This is a genomic window from Streptomyces pseudovenezuelae, assembly GCF_001513955.1.
Lineage (GTDB): Bacteria > Actinomycetota > Actinomycetes > Streptomycetales > Streptomycetaceae > Streptomyces > Streptomyces pseudovenezuelae.
Genome location: NZ_KQ948144.1, coordinates 1114013 through 1132354 on the forward strand (window position 1 = coordinate 1114013; position 18342 = coordinate 1132354).

Here is an 18342-nt window from a genome sequence, read left to right on the forward strand (position 1 = left end):
CACAGGAGCCTCCGGGAAGCCGAGCGGGACCGTGGTCCCATCATCCGGGAGGACGCCGCGTCAGGACGTGACCAGCTCGCCCGTGTCCACCGGTGACGTGGCGTCCGCGGCCTTCTCGGCGTCCTTCGCGACCTCGTCGGCGGTCAGGACGTAGCCCGTCTCGTCGTCGGAGGTGGAACGGGCGAAGACCACGCCGTAGACCTTGCCGGAGGTGGTCAGCAGGGGGCCGCCGGAGTTGCCGGGGCGGACGGTCGAGCGGATGGAGTAGATCTCCCGGGTGACGGTGGCGTCGCTGTAGATGTTCTGGCCGGTCGCCTTCACCCGGTTGGCCACGGTCGCCGCCTGGAGGTTCAGGTCGCCGTCCTGCGGATAGCCCGCGACCACCGCGGAGTCGCCCCGCGAGGCGCCGTCGTCGAAGCGCAGCACCGGCGCGCGGAGCTCCGGGACGTACAGCACGGCCACATCCCGGTCCGGATCGAACAGCACCACCCGCGCCTCGTACACCTGCCCGACCCCGCCGATCCGGACGCTGGGCTCGTCGATGCCGGCCACCACGTGCGCGTTGGTCATCACGTGCTGCGGCGCGTACACGAAGCCGCTGCCCTCACGGCCCTGGGTGCCGGAGGCGCCCTCGATCTTGACGGTGCTGAGCTTGGCGGCGTCGGTGGCGGCGGCCGTGACGCTGTCGCCGGTGGGCCTCGCGACCTCGGCCGTCGACTCGTTCTCGAACGGGTTGAAGACCTGCGGGAAGCCCGCCTCGGTGAGCGCGGAGGTGGCCCGGGAGAACCAGGAGGGCGTGGTGTCCGGCATGGCGTCCTGGACCGTGCCGAGCAGGGCGGAGTCCCGGATGGCGGTGGTGACCAGCGGCGACGAGGACGCGCCGAGCACACTGGCGGCGACCCAGGCCACGATGAGCACGGCCACGGAGTTGGCGGCGGCCCCGCCGACGCCGTCCGCGACGCGCAGCGGCCCCTGGTCCAGCTCCCTGCGCAGCCTGAGAGCCAGCCGTCCCGCCAGTTCGTGCCCCACGGCGGCCGGGACCAGCACGGTCAGCACCGCGGTCACCGTCGCGGCCGTGCTCCCCGGTGTCACCAGGTCCATGATCCACGGCAGCACCCACACGCCCACGACCGCGCCGCCGACGAAACCGGCCAGCGAGACGCAGCCGGCCACCAGGCCGCGCCGGTAGCCGGAGGCCGCATAGGCGGCGATCACCAGCAACAGCAGGATGTCGAGCACGTCCACGGAGCCGCCCTTCTCTCTCGGAACCTTCAGTACGCAGGCGAGGCGTCCAGTGATCAGCTACGCGCACGCGTGCACCGGGAACCGGCCACGCGTGCGTGCACCTGGAAAAACGTCGCGGACCAGGACGATGGTTCCACCGGGTGGCACAGCACACATCGCGGACGGAGCGGATCCGTCCGACAGTGGGACCATGCGCGTCCGAAGAGCTCGGGGGATGCGAAGGCGGCGGTCGGCCCGAATACCCGGCGCGAGCCGTATACGGCTCGCGCTGCAAAACCGGCTCCCCCAACGACACCGCGACCGGCCGCCACCCCCTGCCGCGCCTGCGGTCCCTGCTGGAGCGGACGCTTCTGGCGGATCTGCCACGCCCACCGGGCCAGCCGCTCCTCGGGCTCCCGGTGGGCCTGCCGCTGCCGCCGGACGCACCGCTCCTGCCGGCCCGGCGGTGTCCGCCGGGGATCTGGCTTCCGCCCGGGGCGCGGCTTCTGCTGGGCCGGGGACTCCCGCCCGTCCTGGGGCTCGCTCCCGTCTCACCGGGGCTGAGGTGTCGGCCGGGCCTGGGACTCCTGCCCGTCCTGCCGGGGCTGAGGCCTCTGCCAGGCCTGGAGCGCGCTCTCGTCCATCCGGGGCTGAGGTGTCGGCCGGGGAGGAGGCCGGCGCGGGATCTGCGGTCCCGGCTGGAGCGGACGCTTCTGGCGGATCTGCCACGCCCACCGGGCCGGCTGCTCCTGCCGGCCTGACGGCGTCTTCCGAGGCGGGGGCTTCCGGGGGGCCTGCCGCTGGCGCAGGACGCACCGCTCCTGCCGGCTCGACGGTGTCCGCCGGGGATCAGGCGTCCGCCCGGGGCGCGGCTTCTGCTGGGGCTGAGGCGCCTGCTGGGCCGGGGACTCCGGTCCGTCCCGGGGCTCGCTCTCGTCCATCCGGGGCTGAGGTGTCGGCCGGGGAGGAGGCCGGCGCGGGATCTGCGGTCCCGGCTGGAGCGGACGCTTCTGGCGGATCTGCCACGCCCACCGGGCCGGCTGCTCCTGCCGGCCTGACGGCGTCCGCCGGGGATCAGGCTTCTGCCCGGGGCGCGGCTTCTGCTGGGGCTGAGGCGCCTGCTGGGCCGGGGACTCCCGCGCATCCATCCGGGGCTGAGGCGTCTGCCGGGCCGGGGACTCGCTCTCGTCCATCCGGGGCTGAGGCGTCGACTGGGCCCGGGACTCCCGCCCGCCCCACCGAGACCGACACGTCTACGGGGCCGGCAGCCCCCGCTGGAGCTGCCGCCTCCGCCGCACTCGCCGGGTCTGGGGCCTCCTCCGAGCCTCTGGCACCCTCGCAACCGGCGACCCCGGCGACCCCGGCGACCCCGGCGACCCCGGCGACCCCGGCGACCCCGGCGACCCCCGTGGCCCCAGCGACCCCCGCCCCCACCGAGCCCCCACCCCCCGCCGGAAGGCGACGGCGTGCCCCCCGGGCCGTTACCTGTCTGCTGGCCTGTGTTCCCGGGCTCGCTGTCGTTCTCGGGCTTGTGCTGTGTGTCAGTGGGGTCGAGCGGGCGGTGGAGGACGGGGCCGCCCGGGGGGCCGCGGTCGTAAGGCCGGGCGTCGTGCGGGCCGCCGCCAGGCCGCACATCGTGCCGAGGTCGGTGTGGGCCGTCGGCGGTGAGGCGAACTCCACCGCCCGCACCCCACCGCCCCCGAGCTACGACGACAAGGTGATCGCGGTCTTCGTGCACCACACCGACTCGCCCAACGACTACGACTGCGCCGACGCGCCCCGCATCATCCGCTACCTCGCCGCCGGTCAGACCGGCGCCCGGAACTGGGACGACATCGGCTACAACTTCCTCGTCGACCGCTGCGGCACCATCTACGAGGGCCGTGCGGGCGGCGTGGACCGCCCGGTCACCGGCGCCCACACCCTGGGCTTCAACCACCGCACCGCGGGCATCGCCGCCCTGGGCACCTTCACCGCGGGCGTCACCGTCCCGCGGGCCATGGCCGACGCGATCGCCTCCCTGGTCGCCTGGAAGCTGGGCCTCGCCGGCGTAGACCCGCGCTCCACCGTCCGTCTCACCTCCAGCAACAGCCTCAGCCGTTACGCCGAAGGCACCACCGTGGCGCTGCCCGCCCTCGCGGCCCACGGCGACGCCTACATGACGACCTGCCCCGGCGCCGCGCTCAAGGCCCTGCTGCCGGAGATCAGACAGAAGGCGGCCCGCCTCCAGGGCAGAACGTGACCCGGCCCGCGCCCGGTCGCGTCACCTGCGGCCGAGGTACACCCCCAGGGCCCGCTGCAACACTCGCCCCTGGAGTCCCACGGGTCGTTCCCACTCGCCGAGGTACTCCACGACCCGGCCCCCCGCCCCCGTCTTGAAGTGGAGCCGGCCCAGCAGCCGGTCCTCGGTGAGGGAGGGGGTGACGGAACGCAGGTCGTAGGTCGCGGCACCGGCGGCCCGCGCGTCGCACAGCATCCGCCACAACAGCGCGCTGCTGGGCCGAAGTTCCCGACCCCGGCGGCCGGACCCGGCGTAGGAGTGCCAGACCTGGGAGCCGACGTTGATCATCAGCGCGGCGGAGAGCACCTCGCCGTCGTACTCGGCGAGATAGAGCCGCAGCCGGTCGGAGTCCTCGGCGTTCAGGGCCTCCCACATGCGCCGGAAGTAGGCCGGGGGCCGGGCCCGGAAGCCGTCGCGGGCGGCGGTGGCCGCGTAGAGGCGGTAGAAGTCGGGCAGATCGGCGGCCGTACCCCAGGAGACCCGGACGCCCGCCGACTCGGCCGTGCGCAGGGACTGCTCGAAGTGCGGCGCTAGGGCCTCGCGCAGCTCGTCCACCGAGCGGCCCGCCAGCGGGATCTGACAGCCGTACCGCGGCTGTCCGAGGCCGAAGCCGCTGTCCTCGTCCTGCGCGCACCGGCGCCACCCGAGTCCGCGCAGCCGTTCCCCGGCGTCCAGCGCGAACCCGTCGACCCCGGCCGCGGGCAGCTCGCGCACATGGTGGACGTCGGGGTCGGCGAGGCCCGCCGTCACCGTGCCGGCGTCCCAGTGCCGGACGACGACGGGCGGCCCGATCCGTACCGAGAACGCCCCGCGTTTCTCCAGATGGGCGACCAGGGGATCCAGCAGGCGTTCCGGGCGCGGGCCAAGCCAGTCGATCGTCGGTCCGTCGGGGAGGTAGGCGAGACAGCGCCGGGTGCCGGGCAGCGGCCGGTACAGGACGAGGGCCGTCGCGATCCTGGTCCCGTCCTCGAACCAGCCGACGCTCTCCGCCAGCCAGTCGGGCTTCACGTCGGCCCACTCGGGGATCTGGAGATGGCTCGCGTCGGGATGCAGCCGCAGGTGGGCGAGATGTTCCTCGCGCGTGATCTCGCGCACATACGGGCTGGTCATGGGCGGGGTGCTCCTGTTCGGGGCGGCCACGGTACGCCGGGAGTCACGGCGGGGGTCAAGAGCCCGAGCCCTCACAGGTTGCTCGTAGGCGGCTCAAGGTCCACGCCGAAACAGCCGCCCTATCGTCATGCACACGCACTGACTGGAGGTGGGGAAGAAATGAACAGCAGTCACATGGACACCACGAACGCCACGGAGCGGACCGGTGGCCGGCTCTGGACCGCCCGCGGCCCCTGGGCGGTCGTCTGCGCCGTCGCGGCCGTGGTCCTCGGTCCGGCCGCCGTCACCGCGTCCGCGCTCGACCAGGCCAACGCGGCCCCGATGCACCACGCGGTGAAGGCCGACGAGACGCAGGCGTACATCCCGGCGGACACGACCCGCCGCCGGAACGCGGCGGCCTGACGAGGAGCGGCCCGAAGGGGCCGAAAGGGGTCCGAAGAGGTCCTGAAAGGGGTCCTGATGGGGGCTCAGCCCCGGAAGCGGTCCCACAACTTGGGGTACCGCTCCGCCAGCACCCCGTCGCTCTCCAGGTCGATCGGCGTGCCCAGCGGCTCGGAGGCCGCGGGCCGGATGCCCAGGTCGGGCGCGACCGTACCGGTGAGTTGCTCGTAGGCCTCGTCCGCGGCGAAGCCCAGTTCCTCGCCGTCGCCGTCGATCTCCTCGTCGAAGTCGAGCAGCAGGTCGGCGAGCGAGTCGGGATCGTGCACCCCGCCCTCGTACACCTCGCGGCCCTGGCCGATCAGCCAGCAGCGGAAGAAGTCGAAGGCGTCGTCGCTCGCCCCGTCCAGCAGGATCCAGGCGGCGCCCCACAGGTCCCATGTGTACGCGCGGTTGAAGCGCGCCTCGAAGTGACGGGCGAAGTCGAGGACCATCTCCGGGTCCAGCGCGAGCAGCCGGTCCACCAGCAGGTCGGCCTGCTCCTCGGGGTCGCCGTCGGCGGCCTCGCGGGTGGCGTCCACCAGCTCCCAGAACTCCGTCTCGTCCATCACGGGTCCAGCATCGGGCCTGGAAGGGTGGGGCGCACGTGGAGTGCGGCGGATTGTTATGTCCCGTACAGGCGGCCCAGTCGTCTCGCGTCGTCGGCGAAGCGAGCCCGCAGACTCTCCGGAGCCAGCACTTCCACCTCGGGTCCGAGCCCCGCCAGCTGGGTGTGGGCGACCTGTTCGGACTCCACGGGGAGCGTCACGGTCCGCCACCCGTCCTCGGGAGCCGGTTCCGCGGCCGCCAGCGCCTCCCGCGCGGACGCCGGATCGACGACGTGCGGAAGCCGGCGCACGCCGTCCCCGGACAGCCGTACGACGACCTCGGCCCGCAGGATCGAGCGCGCGAACTGTTCGGCGCGCTCCGCCCAGAAGCCGGGCAGGTCGAACTCCTCGTCGCGCTCGAAGCGGGCCTCGCCGGCCGTCACCGCCGTGAAGCGGTCGATCCGGTACACCCGGAAGGAACCACCCTCCGGGACCCGTGCGCACAGGTACCAGACGCCCGCCTTGAGCACGAGCCCGTACGGCTCCAGTTCCCGCTCCACCTCGCCCTCCCGGCCGCGGTAGCGCGCCGTGACCCCTCGGTCGTCCCACACCGCGTCGGCGACGGCGGGCAGCAGCTCGGGGGACTTCGGCTCGGTGAACCAGCCCGGCGCGTCCAGGTGGAAGCGCTGGGCCGCCGTACGGGAAGCGTCCCGCAGGGGCGGCACTAGGGCCGCCGAGACCTTCAACCGGGCCGCGGAGGCCGCGTCCTCCAGCCCCATCTCGCGCAACGCCCCCGGTACACCGGACAGGAACAGGGCCTCGGCCTCGCTCCGCGCCAGCCCGGTCAGCCGGGTCCGGTACCCGCCGATCAGCCGGTACCCGCCGGCCCGCCCCCGGTCGGCGTACACCGGGACGCCCGCCTCCGACAGCGCCTGCGCGTCCCGGGTCACCGTCCGCTCCGACACCTCCAGCTCGCGCGCCAGCTCGGCGGCGGTCATGGAGGGCCGGGACTGGAGCAACAGCACCATCTTGATGAGTCGGGCAGCACGCATACCGCCATGATGCCGGGGCCCACTGACAGCGAAGGGGTACGGCGGCCGCCGTACCCCTTCACCGAAAGCGTCGAAGCTCAGGCCCTCACAGCCCGTACTTCTCCCGTGCTTCCTTCACCGCCGTCGCCTTGACCTCGCCGCGGCGGGCCAGCTGGGCCAGGGCCGCGACCACGACCGACTCGGCGTCGACGCCGAAGTGGCGGCGGGCGCCCTCACGGGTGTCGGAGAGGCCGAAGCCGTCCGCACCGAGCGAGGACCAGTCCTGCTCGACCCACTGCGCGATCTGGTCGGGGACCTGGCGCATGTAGTCGGAGACCGCGAGCACCGGGCCCTCGGCGCCGTGCAGCGCCTGGCGGACGTACGGGACCCGCTCCTCGCCGCGCAGCAGACCGGCGTCGGCCTCCAGCGCGTCGCGGCGCAGTTCCGTCCAGGACGTCGCCGACCAGACGTCGGAGGCCACGCCCCACTCCTCGGCCAGCATCCGCTGTGCCTTCAGCACCCAGTGGATCGCGGTGCCGGAGCCGAGGAGCTGGATGCGGGGGGCGTTCGCGACCGGGGACAGGCCCGCGGACTCCGCCGTGTTGAAGCGGTACAGGCCCTTGACGATGCCCTCGTCGATGCCGAGGCCGGACGGCTTGGCGGGCTGCGGAAGCGGCTCGTTGTAGACCGTCAGGTAGTAGAAGACGTTCTGGTCCTCGCCGGGCGCCGCCTCGCCGTACATGCGGCGGATGCCGTCGCGCACGATCGTGGCGACCTCGTAGGCGAACGCCGGGTCGTACGTCAGCGCCGCCGGGTTCGTCGCCGCGATCACCGGCGAGTGCCCGTCCGCGTGCTGCAGGCCCTCGCCCGTCAGCGTGGTACGGCCCGCCGTGGCGCCGACGAGGAAGCCGCGGCCGAGCTGGTCGCCGAGCTGCCACATCTGGTCGGCCGTGCGCTGCCAGCCGAACATCGAGTAGAAGATGTAGAACGGGATCATCGCCTCGCCGTGCGTCGCGTACGCGGTGGACGCGGCGATGAAGTCGGCCATCGAACCGGCCTCGGTGATCCCCTCGTTGAGGATCTGGCCGTTCTGGGCCTCCTTGTAGTACATCAGCTGGTCGCGGTCGACCGGCTCGTACGTCTGGCCCTTGGGGGAGTAGATCCCGAGCGACGGGAACAGCGACTCCATACCGAAGGTGCGCGCCTCGTCGGGGACGATCGGCACCCAGCGCTTACCCGTCTCCTTGTCGCGGACCAGGTCCTTGATCAGGCGGACGAAGGCCATCGTGGTCGCGACGTTCTGCGTGCCCGAGCCCTTGTCGAAGGAGGCGAAGGCCTTCTCCGCCGGGGCCGGCAGCGGGGCCACCGGGTGCACCCGGCGGGCCGGGGCCGGGCCGCCGAGGGCCGCGCGGCGCTCCTGGAGGTAGCGGACCTCGGGGGAGTCGGCGCCCGGGTGGCCGTAGGGCACCACGCCGTCGACGAAGTCGCTGTCCTTGATGGGCAGCTCAAGGAGGTCGCGCATGGTCTTGAACTCGTCCACCGACAGCTTCTTCATCTGGTGGTTGGCGTTCTTCGACGCGAAGCCCTCGCCGAGGGTGTGGCCCTTGACCGTCTGGGCCAGGATGACCGTCGGCGCGCCCTTGAACTCGACGGCGGCCTTGTAGGCGGCGTACACCTTGCGGGCCTCGTGGCCACCGCGGGAGAGGTGGAAGCACTCCAGGATCTTGTCGTCGGACAGCAGCTTCGCCATCTCGGCGAGCGCCGGGTCCTTGCCGAAGAAGTCCTGGCGGATGTAGGCGGCGTCGCGCGTCTGGTACGTCTGCACCTGCGCGTCCGGCACCTCGCGGAGGCGTCGGACCAGCGCGCCCGTGGTGTCGAGCTGGAAGAGCTCGTCCCAGGCGTTGCCCCACAGCGACTTGACGACATTCCAGCCGGCGCCGCGGAACTGCGCCTCCAGCTCCTGCACGATCTTGAAGTTCGCGCGGACCGGGCCGTCGAGGCGCTGCAGGTTGCAGTTGATGACGAAGGTGAGGTTGTCGAGGCCCTCGCGGCTCGCGAGCGCGAGTGCCGCCGTGGACTCCGGCTCGTCCATCTCGCCGTCGCCGAGGAAGGCCCAGACGTGGGACTCGGAGACGTCCTTGATGCCGCGGGCCGTCAGGTAGCGGTTGAAGCGCGCCTGGTAGATCGCGGAGAGCGGGCCGAGGCCCATGGAGACCGTCGGGAACTCCCACAGCCAGGGCAGGCGGCGGGGGTGCGGGTACGACGGGAGGCCGTTGCCGCCCGACTCGCGGCGGAAGTTGTCCAGCTGGGACTCGTCCAGCCTGCCGTCGAGGAAGGCGCGGGCGTAGATGCCGGGGGAGGCGTGGCCCTGGATGTAGAGCTGGTCGCCGGACCCGTCGGCCTCCTTGCCCTTGAAGAAGTGGTTGAAGCCGGTCTCGTAGAGCCAGGCCGCGGAGGCGAAGGTGGCGATGTGGCCGCCGACGCCGTATTTGGAGCCGCGGGTGACCATCGCGGCCGCGTTCCAGCGGTTCCACGCGGTGATCTTGCGCTCCATCTCCTCGTCACCGGGCGCGGACGGCTCGGCGGCGGTGGGGATGGTGTTGACGTAGTCCGTCTCGAGGAGCTTCGGTAGCGCGATGCCGTTGCCCTCCGCCCTCTCCAGCGTGCGGCGCATCAGGTACGCGGCACGGTGCGGGCCGGCCGCCTTGGCGACCGCGTCCAGGGAGGCCTGCCATTCGGCGGTCTCCTCGGGGTCCCGGTCGGGGAGCTGGTCGAGCTCGCTCGGCTGGATGGCGTTGGGGTCGGTCATGTCGCCGCCTTCCTCAGTCGAAGGGGGTTCCCTCAATCAGGCAGGGTGTCGGGGGTGCCCTTTGTCTTTGGCAGGACAGGGCGGAGGGCCCCGGTAAGGGCCCGTCGGCGACTCTAACTCGCTGATCGATGATCGATCAAAGGGTTGAGGGGCAAAACTTCTTGATTACGAGAAAGTAGGCACGGGGTGTCTCCACGGGAGACACCGGGTGCCTTGTTTTCGAAGGGCTCTCGCAGGGTTTTCGCAGGTGAGCGTAGGTGCGCTCGGCTGCGTCAAGCCCGCGGCGCGCAGCCCAGGACATGGGCCTTCACGATCTCCGGGATCCGCGGGTCCCGGCGCTTGAACGCCGCCACCAGCTCCTCGTGCTCCTCCGCGTACGACTGCTGGACCGTCCCCAGCCACCGGATCGACAGCGCGGTGAAGACCTCGATGCCCAGGCCCTCCCAGGTGTGCAGCAGCACCGAGTTGCCGGCCGCCCGCACCAGCTCGCGGTGGAAACCCACCGTGTGCCGCACCTGGCCGGTGCCGTCGGAGTCCCGGTCCGCCTCGTACAGCGCGGCCACATGCGGCTCCAGCGCCGAGCAGTCCTGCGCCAGCCGCTCCGCCGCCAGCTCCGCCGCGATCGCCTCAAGACCGGCCCGGACCGGATAGCTCTCCTCCAGGTCCGCCGCCGTCAGGTTCCGCACCCGTACGCCCTTGTTCGGCGCGGACTCGATCAGCCGCAGCGACTCCAGCTCGCGCAGCGCCTCCCGCACCGGCGTCTGGCTGACCTCCAGCTCGGTCGCGATCCGGCGCTCCACGATCCGCTCACCCGGCTGCCAGCGCCCGCTGACGATCCCCTCCACGATGTGCTCGCGGATCTGTTCGCGCAGCGAGTGGACGACGGGCGCGGTCATGAGAGCTCCTTAAGGGCGTTTGACGTTTAGACAATAAGGCCGAGGGCCCGTCCGGGTGGGGCGCACGGGGGCGCTTTCATGCAGGTGAGACGAGGCTTACACGCTCCCAGCCGTACGACTTCTGTCAAGACACGGAACCCCACGGCCCTGAGAAGTGTCGCGTTCGTCAGGGGTACCCGCACGGGGCGCCCCTTCGCACCACAGGGGGACGGCATGCACATCGGGGGACGGCGGCAACTGGCGGTCGTGGCCGTGATCGGCGCGCTCGTCGGCGTGGCGGGCTGCGCACAGCCAGCCGTGCGGGCGGCGGCGACGACGGCACCGAGCAGCGCGGAAGCGATCACCGGGATGGCGGGTGCGGCGCCGGGCAGGGGGGCCGCCTGTGTGTTCGTCAAACCCGACGGGGCACAGAAGTTCGGCCACGTCGGCTGGGGCTTCAAGGTCCCGGGCACCGGCCGCTGGGTCTACGGCGCCGTGGAGAACCCCGGCGCCGCGTTGTACACCCCGCCGGGCGGCGACATCGGAGCCTGGCACGCGGAGGGGTCGTACGACCGCATGCTCAGCGACATGTCCACGGACGCCGATTACCCCGGCACCGCCGAGCACCCGTACAGCCGTTACCGCTGCACGAAGTCGGCGACGCACGACGTGCGGCGCGCCCGGGCCGTGATCCGCGCGGTCGCGGCCCGCGGCTTCCTCGTCGGGGTCGATCCGAGGACCGGCAAGCTCACCTCCCGGGACTGCCTGGACGCCACCTACGACGTCCTGAAGGCGTACCGGACCGAGCACCTCACGCCCGCGCCCAAGCTGTCCGTCCCCAACGTGTGGGTGGAGGAGCTGTGGGGCTGGTCGGACCGGACGCTGACGCCCCGGTGAGACGACGGTGCCCCGTCCGAGAGGTCCGGACGGGGCACCGTACAGGCACTTCTGAGGCTTACAGGCCGAGCTCGACCTCGAACTCGCCCGCCTCCAGGATCGCCTTGACCGCGGTCAGGTAACGGGCCGCGTCGGCGCCGTCCACCAGACGGTGGTCGTAGGAGAGGGTCAGGTAGGTCATGTCGCGGATGCCGATGACCGTGCCCTCCTCGGTCTCGATGACCGCCGGACGCTTGACCGTGGCACCGATGCCGAGGATCGCGACCTGGCCCGGCGGCACGATGATCGTGTCGAAGAGCGCACCGCGCGAACCGGTGTTGGAGATGGTGAAGGTCGCGCCGGACAGCTCGTCGGGCGTGATCTTGTTCGCGCGGACCTTGCCCGCGAGCTCCGCCGTGGCCTTGGCGATGCCGGCGATGTTGAGGTCGCCCGCGTGCTTGATGACCGGGGTCATCAGGCCCTTCTCGGAGTCCACCGCGATACCGATGTTCTCGGTGTCGAAGTAGGTGATCGTGCCTTCGCCCTCGTTGATCTTGGCGTTGATCGGCGCGTGCGCCTTCAGCGCCTGGGCCGCGGCCTTGACGAAGAACGGCATCGGGGAGAGCTTGACGCCCTCACGAGCCGCGAACGCGTCCTTGGCACGGGCGCGCAGCTTCATCAGGCGGGTGACGTCGACCTCGACGACCGAGGACAGCTGCGCCTGCTCGTGCAGCGCCTTGACCATGTTGTCGCCGATGACCTTGCGGATGCGCGGCATCTTGACGGTCTGGCCACGGAGGGGGGAGGCCTCCAGGGACGGCGCCTTCTTGGCGGCGGCCGGTGCGGCGGCAGCGGCCGGAGCCGGAGCGGCGGCCTTCGCGGCCTCGGCGGCGGCGATCACGTCCTGCTTGCGGATCCGGCCACCGACGCCGGTGCCCTTCACGGAGCCGAGCTCGACACCGTGCTCCGCGGCGAGCTTGCGCACCAGCGGGGTGACGTAGGCGCCGTCGTCACCGGAGGTCGCGGCGGGAGCCGGAGCCGGGGTGACCGGGGCGGGCGCCGGGGCCGGAGCGGCGGGCGCCGGGTCGGGAGCCGGAGCCGTCTGCTGCTGCGGAGCCGGAGCCGAGGGCGCCTGCGGGGCCGGGGCCGGGGCCGGAGCGGGTGCCGGAGCCGCGGGGGCGGGAGCCGGGGCGGGGGCCTCGGCGGCCGGGGCCGGAGCGGCGGGGGCCGGGGCAGCGGCCGGAGCCGCACCCGGGGCACCGATGACGGCGAGCTTGGCGCCGACCTCGGCGGTCTCGTCCTCGCCGACCACGATCTCCAGCAGGACTCCGGCGACCGGCGCCGGGATCTCGGTGTCGACCTTGTCGGTGGAGACCTCGAGCAGGGGCTCGTCCTCCGCGACCTCCTCGCCGACCTCCTTCAGCCACCGGGTGACGGTGCCCTCGGTGACGGACTCGCCGAGCGCGGGCAGGACGACGTCCGTGCCCTCGGCGGAGCCGCCGCCGGAAGCGGCCTCGGCGGTGGGAGCGGGCGCCGGGGCGGCCTGCTCGGTGGACGGCGCGGCAGCGGCCGGCTCGGGGGCGGGCTCGGCGACCGGCTCGGCGGCCGGGGCCGGAGCGGCCGCGGGGGCGCCGGTGCCGTCGTCGATCACGGCCAGCTCGGCGCCGACCTCGACCGTCTCGTCCTCGGCGACCTTGATGGAGGCCAGGACGCCGGCGGCGGGGGAGGGGATCTCGGTGTCGACCTTGTCGGTCGAGACCTCGAGCAGCGGCTCGTCGGCCTCTACACGCTCACCCTCGGCCTTCAGCCAGCGGGTGACGGTGCCCTCGGTGACGCTCTCGCCGAGCGCCGGAAGGGTTACGGAAACCGCCATGGTTTCGGTTGCTCCTTACGAATTGCGGAAGTCTGAGTCGTCGCTACGACGTGCTGTGACCGAGGGTCAGTCGTGCGAGTGCAGCGGCTTGCCCGCCAGGGCCAGGTGGGCCTCGCCGAGCGCCTCGCTCTGCGTCGGGTGAGCGTGGATGAGCTGGGCGACCTCGGCCGGCAGCGCTTCCCAGTTGTAGATCAGCTGGGCCTCGCCGACCTGCTCGCCCATGCGGTCGCCGACCATGTGGACGCCGACCACGGCACCGTCCTTGACCTGGACGAGCTTGATCTCGCCCGAGGTGTTCAGGATCTTGCTCTTGCCGTTGCCCGCCAGGTTGTACTTCAGAGCGACGACCTTGTCCGCGCCGTAGATCTCCTTGGCCTTGGCCTCGGTGATGCCCACGGAGGCGACCTCGGGGTGGCAGTACGTCACCCGCGGGACACCGTCGTAGTCGATCGGAACGGTCTTCAGACCGGCCAGACGCTCCGCCACCAGGATGCCCTCGGCGAAGCCGACGTGCGCGAGCTGGAGCGTGGGGACCAGGTCTCCGACAGCGGAGATGGTCGGGACGTTGGTGCGCATGTACTCGTCGACCAGGACGTAGCCGCGGTCCATCGCGACGCCCTGCTCCTCGTAGCCGAGACCGGCGGAGACGGGCCCGCGGCCGACGGCCACCAGCAGCAGCTCGGCCTCGAACTCCTTGCCGTCGGCGAGGGTGACCTTGACTCCGTCCTGGGTGTACTCGGCCTTCTGGAAGAAGGTGCCCAGGTTGAACTTGATGCCGCGCTTGCGGAACGCGCGCTCAAGAAGCTTGGAGGAGTTCTCGTCCTCGAGGGGGGCGAGGTGCTTGAGGCCCTCGATGATGGTGATGTCGGTCCCGAAGGACTTCCAGGCGGAGGCGAACTCGACGCCGATGACACCGCCGCCGAGGACGATCGCCGACTTCGGCACCCGGTCCAGGACGAGGGCGTGGTCCGAGGAGATGATCCGGTTGCCGTCGATCTCCAGGCCCGGCAGCGACTTCGGCACGGAGCCGGTCGCGAGGAGCACGTGACGGCCCTGGATGCGCTGGCCGTTGACATCGACGGAGCTCGGCGACGACAGCCGGCCCTCGCCCTCGATGTAGTGCACCTTCCGGGAGGCGACGAGCCCCTGGAGGCCCTTGTACAGACCGGCGATCACGCCGTCCTTGTACTTGTGCACCCCGGCGATGTCGATGCCCTCGAAGGTGGTCTTCACACCGAACTGCTCGCTCTCGCGGGCCTGGTCGGCGATCTCGCCCGCGTGCAGCAGGGCCTTGGTGGGGATGCATCCCCGGTGCAGGCAGGTACCGCCGACCTTGTCCTTCTCGATCAGGGCGACGTCAAGCCCCAGCTGCGCCCCGCGCAGGGCCGCGGCGTAACCGCCACTACCACCGCCGAGGATCACTAGGTCGAAAACGGTGCTGGCGTCGTTCGCCACGTCACGTCCTCCATGCATGTGCGCCGTACGCCGGTCTGCAGTGACCGGGCGGCGGCTGGTGTCCGGCCGCTCTTTCTTCGGCCCTGTGGTGGGGGCCCTGTCCTGCCGAGCCCCATCTTCGCACTTGTCGGCCCTGAACGAGACGCCGGGCCGGGGTGTGAGACACCACACGCTCACATGAGAGGACAAGCTCCGGTGAGACGCCGACCGGAGTCGCGGGGCCGTACCGATCCGCACCTCCGCCGCGCGGGCGCGGCCATCTCCACGTCCACAGGCGGACAAGGGGCGCCGTGCCCCACCCAGGGGCGCGGGGCTGGATCGATCTGCGGCTCCGCCGCGTGGGCGCGACCATCCTCCACGTCCACGGGCGGACAAGGGGCGCCGTAACCCACCCAGGGGCGCGGGGAACTGCGCAAAAAGCCACAACCGGCCCGCAGCCGCCCACGCCCCTCGGGAGCCGGGTTCCTAGGCGGACATCAGCCCAGGTCACCCGACGCAGTCAACTCGGCGAGCCGCACCAGCGTCCGCACCGCGGACCCCGTGCCGCCCTTCGGCGTGTAGCCGAACGGCCCCCCGTCGTTGAACGCGGGTCCCGCGATGTCGAGGTGCGCCCAGGTGATCCCCTCGCCCACGAACTCCCGCAGGAACAGACCCGCGACCAGTCCGCCGCCCATCCGCTCACCCATGTTCGCGATGTCGGCGGTGGGCGAGTCCATCCCCTTGCGCAGGTGCTCCGGCAGCGGCATCGGCCACGCCGGCTCCCCGACCTCCTCCGCGGCCTCGTGCACCGCCGTACGGAACGCGTCGTCGTTGGCCATGATCCCGAAGGTCCGGCTGCCCAGCGCGAGCATCATCGCCCCGGTCAGCGTCGCCACGTCCACGATCGCGTCCGGCTTCTCCGCCGACGCCGCCCACAGCGCGTCCGCGAGCACCAGCCGGCCCTCGGCGTCGGTGTTGAGCACCTCCACCGTCTTGCCGCTGTACATGCGCAGCACGTCACCGGGACGCGTGGCGGACCCCGACGGCATGTTCTCGGCCAGCGCCAGCCATCCGGTCACGTTGACCTCAAGGCCGAGACGCGCGGCCGAGACCACGGCGGCGAACACCGCCGCCGCCCCGCTCATGTCGCACTTCATCGTCTCGTTGTGGCCCGCCGGCTTCAGCGAGATGCCGCCCGAGTCGTAGGTGATGCCCTTGCCGACCAGCGCGAGGTGCTTCTTCGCCTTGGACGAGGTGTACGACAGCTTCACCAGCCGCGGCCCCGACGTCGACCCCGCGCCGACGCCGAGGATGCCGCCGTAGCCGCCCTTCTCCAGGGCCTTCACGTCGAGCACCTGCACCTTGAGGCCGTGCTCCTTGCCCGCGGCCTGCACGATCGAGGCGAAGGCCTCGGGGTTCAGGTCGTTGGGCGGCATGTTGACGAGGTCGCGGGCGCGGTTGAGCTCCTCGGCGACCGCGGTGGCCCGGGCGAGCGCGGCCTTGTGGGCGGCGTCCCGCGGCTTTCCGCCCAGCAGCGCGGCCTCGGCCAGCGGAGCCTTGCCGTTCTTGGCCTTGGCGTCGTTCTTCGACGCGCTCTCCTTGTAGGCCGTGAAGGAGTACGCCCCGAGCAGCAGGCCCTCGGCGACCGCGCCGAGGTCGGCGGCGTCGCCCAGCGGCAGCACGAACGCGGCCTTCTTCACGCCGGCCAGCGCGCGGGCGGCGACACCGGCGGCCTTGCGCAGCGCCTCAGGGTCGAAGGCGGAGTCCTTCTCGGGCTCGGCGCCCAGGCCGACCGCCACCACGAGCGGGGCCTTGAGGCCGGCGGGCGAGGGCAGCTTCGTCACCTCGCCCTCGGCCCCGGAGGCACCGAGGGTCTCCAGGACACCGGCGAGCTTGCCGTCGTAGGCCTTGTCCACGGCCTCGGCGCCCGGTGCGACGACCGGGCCCTTCGCGCCCTTGGCGACACCGATCACGATCGCGTCGGCCCGCAGGCCGGGCGCCGCGGAGGTGCTGAGAGTGAGAGCAGTCACGGTGGTGAATTCTCGCTTCCGATGTGAAGTTGCTTGGGTCGAGGGGGTGGGCTCGACCGGGCCCGACGGCCGACCCTATTTCTTGTCCGGATCCGGATCCCGATCGGGGCCTTCACCCCTGTCGGCGACCACCCGGGACGAGCCTACGCTCGGGTCGGCCGAGCGTACCTCCGGCCGCCGCACGAGAGATCATTCCCGGGGTACCCCGCCGCACTGTCTGGAGTCCCTCCGTTGAAACGCCCCCTGGTCCTCCTCGCCGGCCTGCTCCTCCTGGTCACGGCCTGCTCGGCCACCCCCGACTCCCCGTCCGGCGACTCTCGTTGGCGGCCCCGCCCCGGCATCGCCTGGCAGTGGCAGCTGACCGGCCGGGTCGACACCTCCGTGGACGTGCCGGTGTACGACATCGACGGCTTCGACCAGTCGAGGCCGGTGGTGTCCGCCCTGCACGGCAAGGGCCGCAAGGTCATCTGCTACCTCTCCACGGGCGCGTGGGAGGACTGGCGTCCCGACGCCGACCGGTTCCCCAGGTCGGTGATCGGGCGGGGCAACGGCTGGGAGGGGGAGCGCTGGCTCGACATCCGCGCCACGGACGTCCTGGAACCGCTGATGGCGGACCGCCTCGACATGTGCCGTGAGAAGGGCTTCGACGCGGTGGAGCCGGACAACATGGACGGCTACAGGAACCGCACGGGCTTCGCACTGACGGCGGCCGACCAGCTCCGCTACAACCGCCTGATCGCGCGACTGGCCCACGAACGCGGCCTGTCGGTCGGCCTGAAGAACGACCTCGACCAGATACCGCAGCTGGTGGGCGACTTCGACTTCGCGGTCAACGAGCAGTGCGCCCAGTACGACGAGTGCGGGGACATGGAACCGTTCGTCAAGGCCGGCAAGGCGGTCTTCCACGTCGAGTACGAACTCCCCGTCAGCCGCTTCTGCGCCGAGTCCCGGCGGCTGAAGCTGAGTTCGATGCGGAAGAAGTACGAGCTCGGGGTGTGGCGCGAGGCCTGTTAGAAGTTCCCTGCTAGAAGTTCAGCGACAGGACCACCAGCGCGGTCGTCGCCGCCGTCTCCGCCAGACCCCCGAACACGTCCCCGGTCACCCCGCCGAAGCGGCGCGTGCAGTGCCGCAGGAGAACTTCGGCCACTCCCACGGCGGCGGCGACCGCGAGGACCGCGCGGACGATGTCGTACGACCCGAGGAGCGCTCCCGCCCCGGCCGCCCCCAGCGTCACGGCGGCCGCCGTCAGTACCGCGCCCCGGACCGGTACGACCCCTGCCACCGCGGCCCCGAGCCCCTCCGGCCGGGCCGGCGGGACCCCGGTGCGGGCGGCGAGGGTCAGGGCCAGGCGCGCGGCCGTCGCCGCGACCACCGCGGCGGTCGCGCCCCGCGCCCACGAGTCGCCGTACATCTGCGACAGCGCGGCCACCTGGGCGAGGAGCACGAGGACGAGGGCGATCACCCCGAACGGGCCGATGTCCGACTGCTTCATGATCCGCAGGGCGTCCTCGGCGGGCTTGCCGCTGCCCAGGCCGTCCGCGGTGTCCGCGAGACCGTCGAGGTGCAGACCCCGCGTGAGGACCGCGGGCACGGCCACCGTGGCCACCGCGGCGAGCGGTCCGGAGGAGCCCAGGGCCAGCAGCAGAAGGCCCAGCGCGGCCGACAGCACGCCCAGCACCACCCCGACCAGCGGGGCGCAGAGCATGCCGCCGCGCGCCGCCTCCCGGTCCCAGCGGGTCACCTTCACGGGGAGCACGCTGAGCGTGCCGAAGGCGAAGCGGAGGCCGTCGAGCGGGGGCGGGGTCATGGACACGTCGGCAGGGTAGCCCGGACG

The 18342-nt window shown here is 72.2% G+C and carries 14 protein-coding genes; 4 read left to right on the forward strand and 10 right to left on the reverse strand.

Annotated elements, in window-relative coordinates:
* Positions 1 to 60: 60 nt before the first annotated feature.
* Positions 61 to 1245, reverse strand: coding sequence for a MarP family serine protease (locus AQI94_RS04880; RefSeq protein WP_031052978.1), 1185 nt, complete (start codon positions 1243 to 1245; stop codon positions 61 to 63).
* Between the two features lie 1468 nt (positions 1246 to 2713).
* Between AQI94_RS04880 and AQI94_RS04885 the strand changes: the two genes are divergently transcribed.
* Positions 2714 to 3466, forward strand: coding sequence for a peptidoglycan recognition protein family protein (locus AQI94_RS04885; protein WP_031049627.1), 753 nt, complete (start codon positions 2714 to 2716; stop codon positions 3464 to 3466).
* A 21-nt stretch (positions 3467 to 3487) separates the two neighbouring features.
* Here the strand turns inward: AQI94_RS04885 and AQI94_RS04890 are convergent, their stop codons facing one another.
* On the reverse strand, positions 3488 to 4615 hold the full coding sequence (locus AQI94_RS04890) for a lipid II:glycine glycyltransferase FemX (protein WP_031049624.1): 1128 nt from the start codon (positions 4613 to 4615) through the stop codon (positions 3488 to 3490).
* A 159-nt stretch (positions 4616 to 4774) separates the two neighbouring features.
* Here AQI94_RS04890 and AQI94_RS04895 point away from each other — a divergent pair, with 159 nt between their 5' ends.
* Positions 4775 to 5017: a hypothetical protein gene (locus tag AQI94_RS04895; RefSeq protein ID WP_031049622.1), complete on the forward strand. Its 243-nt coding sequence runs from the start codon at positions 4775 to 4777 to the stop codon at positions 5015 to 5017.
* A 65-nt stretch (positions 5018 to 5082) separates the two neighbouring features.
* Here the strand turns inward: AQI94_RS04895 and AQI94_RS04900 are convergent, their stop codons facing one another.
* From AQI94_RS04900 to AQI94_RS04915, 4 genes are all read right to left on the reverse strand, one after another.
* On the reverse strand, positions 5083 to 5601 hold the full coding sequence (locus tag AQI94_RS04900) for a DUF4240 domain-containing protein (protein WP_031049618.1): 519 nt from the start codon (positions 5599 to 5601) through the stop codon (positions 5083 to 5085).
* A gap of 56 nt (positions 5602 to 5657) precedes the next feature.
* Entirely contained in the window at positions 5658 to 6632 is a 975-nt protein-coding gene (locus tag AQI94_RS04905) for a helix-turn-helix transcriptional regulator (RefSeq protein WP_031049614.1), read from the reverse strand.
* A gap of 85 nt (positions 6633 to 6717) precedes the next feature.
* Positions 6718 to 9420: a pyruvate dehydrogenase (acetyl-transferring), homodimeric type gene (gene aceE / locus AQI94_RS04910; protein ID WP_031049612.1), complete on the reverse strand. Its 2703-nt coding sequence runs from the start codon at positions 9418 to 9420 to the stop codon at positions 6718 to 6720.
* A gap of 272 nt (positions 9421 to 9692) precedes the next feature.
* Positions 9693 to 10316 (reverse strand): GntR family transcriptional regulator, encoded by a 624-nt coding sequence (locus AQI94_RS04915; protein WP_020115869.1) that lies wholly within the window; start codon positions 10314 to 10316, stop codon positions 9693 to 9695.
* Between the two features lie 213 nt (positions 10317 to 10529).
* On the opposite strand from AQI94_RS04915, the gene AQI94_RS04920 reads away from it, so the two are divergent.
* Positions 10530 to 11192: a hypothetical protein gene (locus AQI94_RS04920; RefSeq protein ID WP_031049608.1), complete on the forward strand. Its 663-nt coding sequence runs from the start codon at positions 10530 to 10532 to the stop codon at positions 11190 to 11192.
* A 58-nt stretch (positions 11193 to 11250) separates the two neighbouring features.
* Here the strand turns inward: AQI94_RS04920 and sucB are convergent, their stop codons facing one another.
* The 3 genes from sucB to AQI94_RS04935 form a co-directional block, all read right to left on the reverse strand.
* Positions 11251 to 13044 (reverse strand): 2-oxoglutarate dehydrogenase, E2 component, dihydrolipoamide succinyltransferase, encoded by a 1794-nt coding sequence (sucB, locus tag AQI94_RS04925; RefSeq protein ID WP_062229597.1) that lies wholly within the window; start codon positions 13042 to 13044, stop codon positions 11251 to 11253.
* Positions 13045 to 13110: 66 nt separating this feature from the next.
* The gene (gene lpdA, locus AQI94_RS04930; protein WP_031052248.1) at positions 13111 to 14499 is read right to left on the reverse strand and encodes a dihydrolipoyl dehydrogenase; all 1389 of its coding nucleotides are present in this window, start codon (positions 14497 to 14499) and stop codon (positions 13111 to 13113) included.
* Between the two features lie 476 nt (positions 14500 to 14975).
* On the reverse strand, positions 14976 to 16508 hold the full coding sequence (locus tag AQI94_RS04935) for a leucyl aminopeptidase (RefSeq protein WP_031052246.1): 1533 nt from the start codon (positions 16506 to 16508) through the stop codon (positions 14976 to 14978).
* A 231-nt stretch (positions 16509 to 16739) separates the two neighbouring features.
* On the opposite strand from AQI94_RS04935, the gene AQI94_RS04940 reads away from it, so the two are divergent.
* Complete coding sequence (locus AQI94_RS04940) at positions 16740 to 17522, forward strand: endo alpha-1,4 polygalactosaminidase (protein ID WP_031052243.1); 783 nt, start codon at positions 16740 to 16742, stop codon at positions 17520 to 17522.
* 10 nt (positions 17523 to 17532) lie between these two features.
* Here the strand turns inward: AQI94_RS04940 and AQI94_RS04945 are convergent, their stop codons facing one another.
* Positions 17533 to 18315 (reverse strand): adenosylcobinamide-GDP ribazoletransferase, encoded by a 783-nt coding sequence (locus AQI94_RS04945; RefSeq protein WP_062229598.1) that lies wholly within the window; start codon positions 18313 to 18315, stop codon positions 17533 to 17535.
* Positions 18316 to 18342 lie beyond the last annotated feature (27 nt).

Coding starts and splice junctions, on each gene's coding strand:
- AQI94_RS04920 (WP_031049608.1), top strand. CDS start 10,530: ATGCACATCGGGGGACGGCGGCAACTGGCGGTCGTGGCCGTGATCGGC.
- AQI94_RS04905 (WP_031049614.1), bottom strand. CDS start 6,632: ATGCGTGCTGCCCGACTCATCAAGATGGTGCTGTTGCTCCAGTCCCGG.
- AQI94_RS04945 (WP_062229598.1), bottom strand. CDS start 18,315: ATGACCCCGCCCCCGCTCGACGGCCTCCGCTTCGCCTTCGGCACGCTC.
- sucB (WP_062229597.1), bottom strand. CDS start 13,044: ATGGCGGTTTCCGTAACCCTTCCGGCGCTCGGCGAGAGCGTCACCGAG.
- AQI94_RS04890 (WP_031049624.1), bottom strand. CDS start 4,615: ATGACCAGCCCGTATGTGCGCGAGATCACGCGCGAGGAACATCTCGCC.
- AQI94_RS04895 (WP_031049622.1), top strand. CDS start 4,775: ATGAACAGCAGTCACATGGACACCACGAACGCCACGGAGCGGACCGGT.
- AQI94_RS04900 (WP_031049618.1), bottom strand. CDS start 5,601: ATGGACGAGACGGAGTTCTGGGAGCTGGTGGACGCCACCCGCGAGGCC.
- aceE (WP_031049612.1), bottom strand. CDS start 9,420: ATGACCGACCCCAACGCCATCCAGCCGAGCGAGCTCGACCAGCTCCCC.
- AQI94_RS04915 (WP_020115869.1), bottom strand. CDS start 10,316: ATGACCGCGCCCGTCGTCCACTCGCTGCGCGAACAGATCCGCGAGCAC.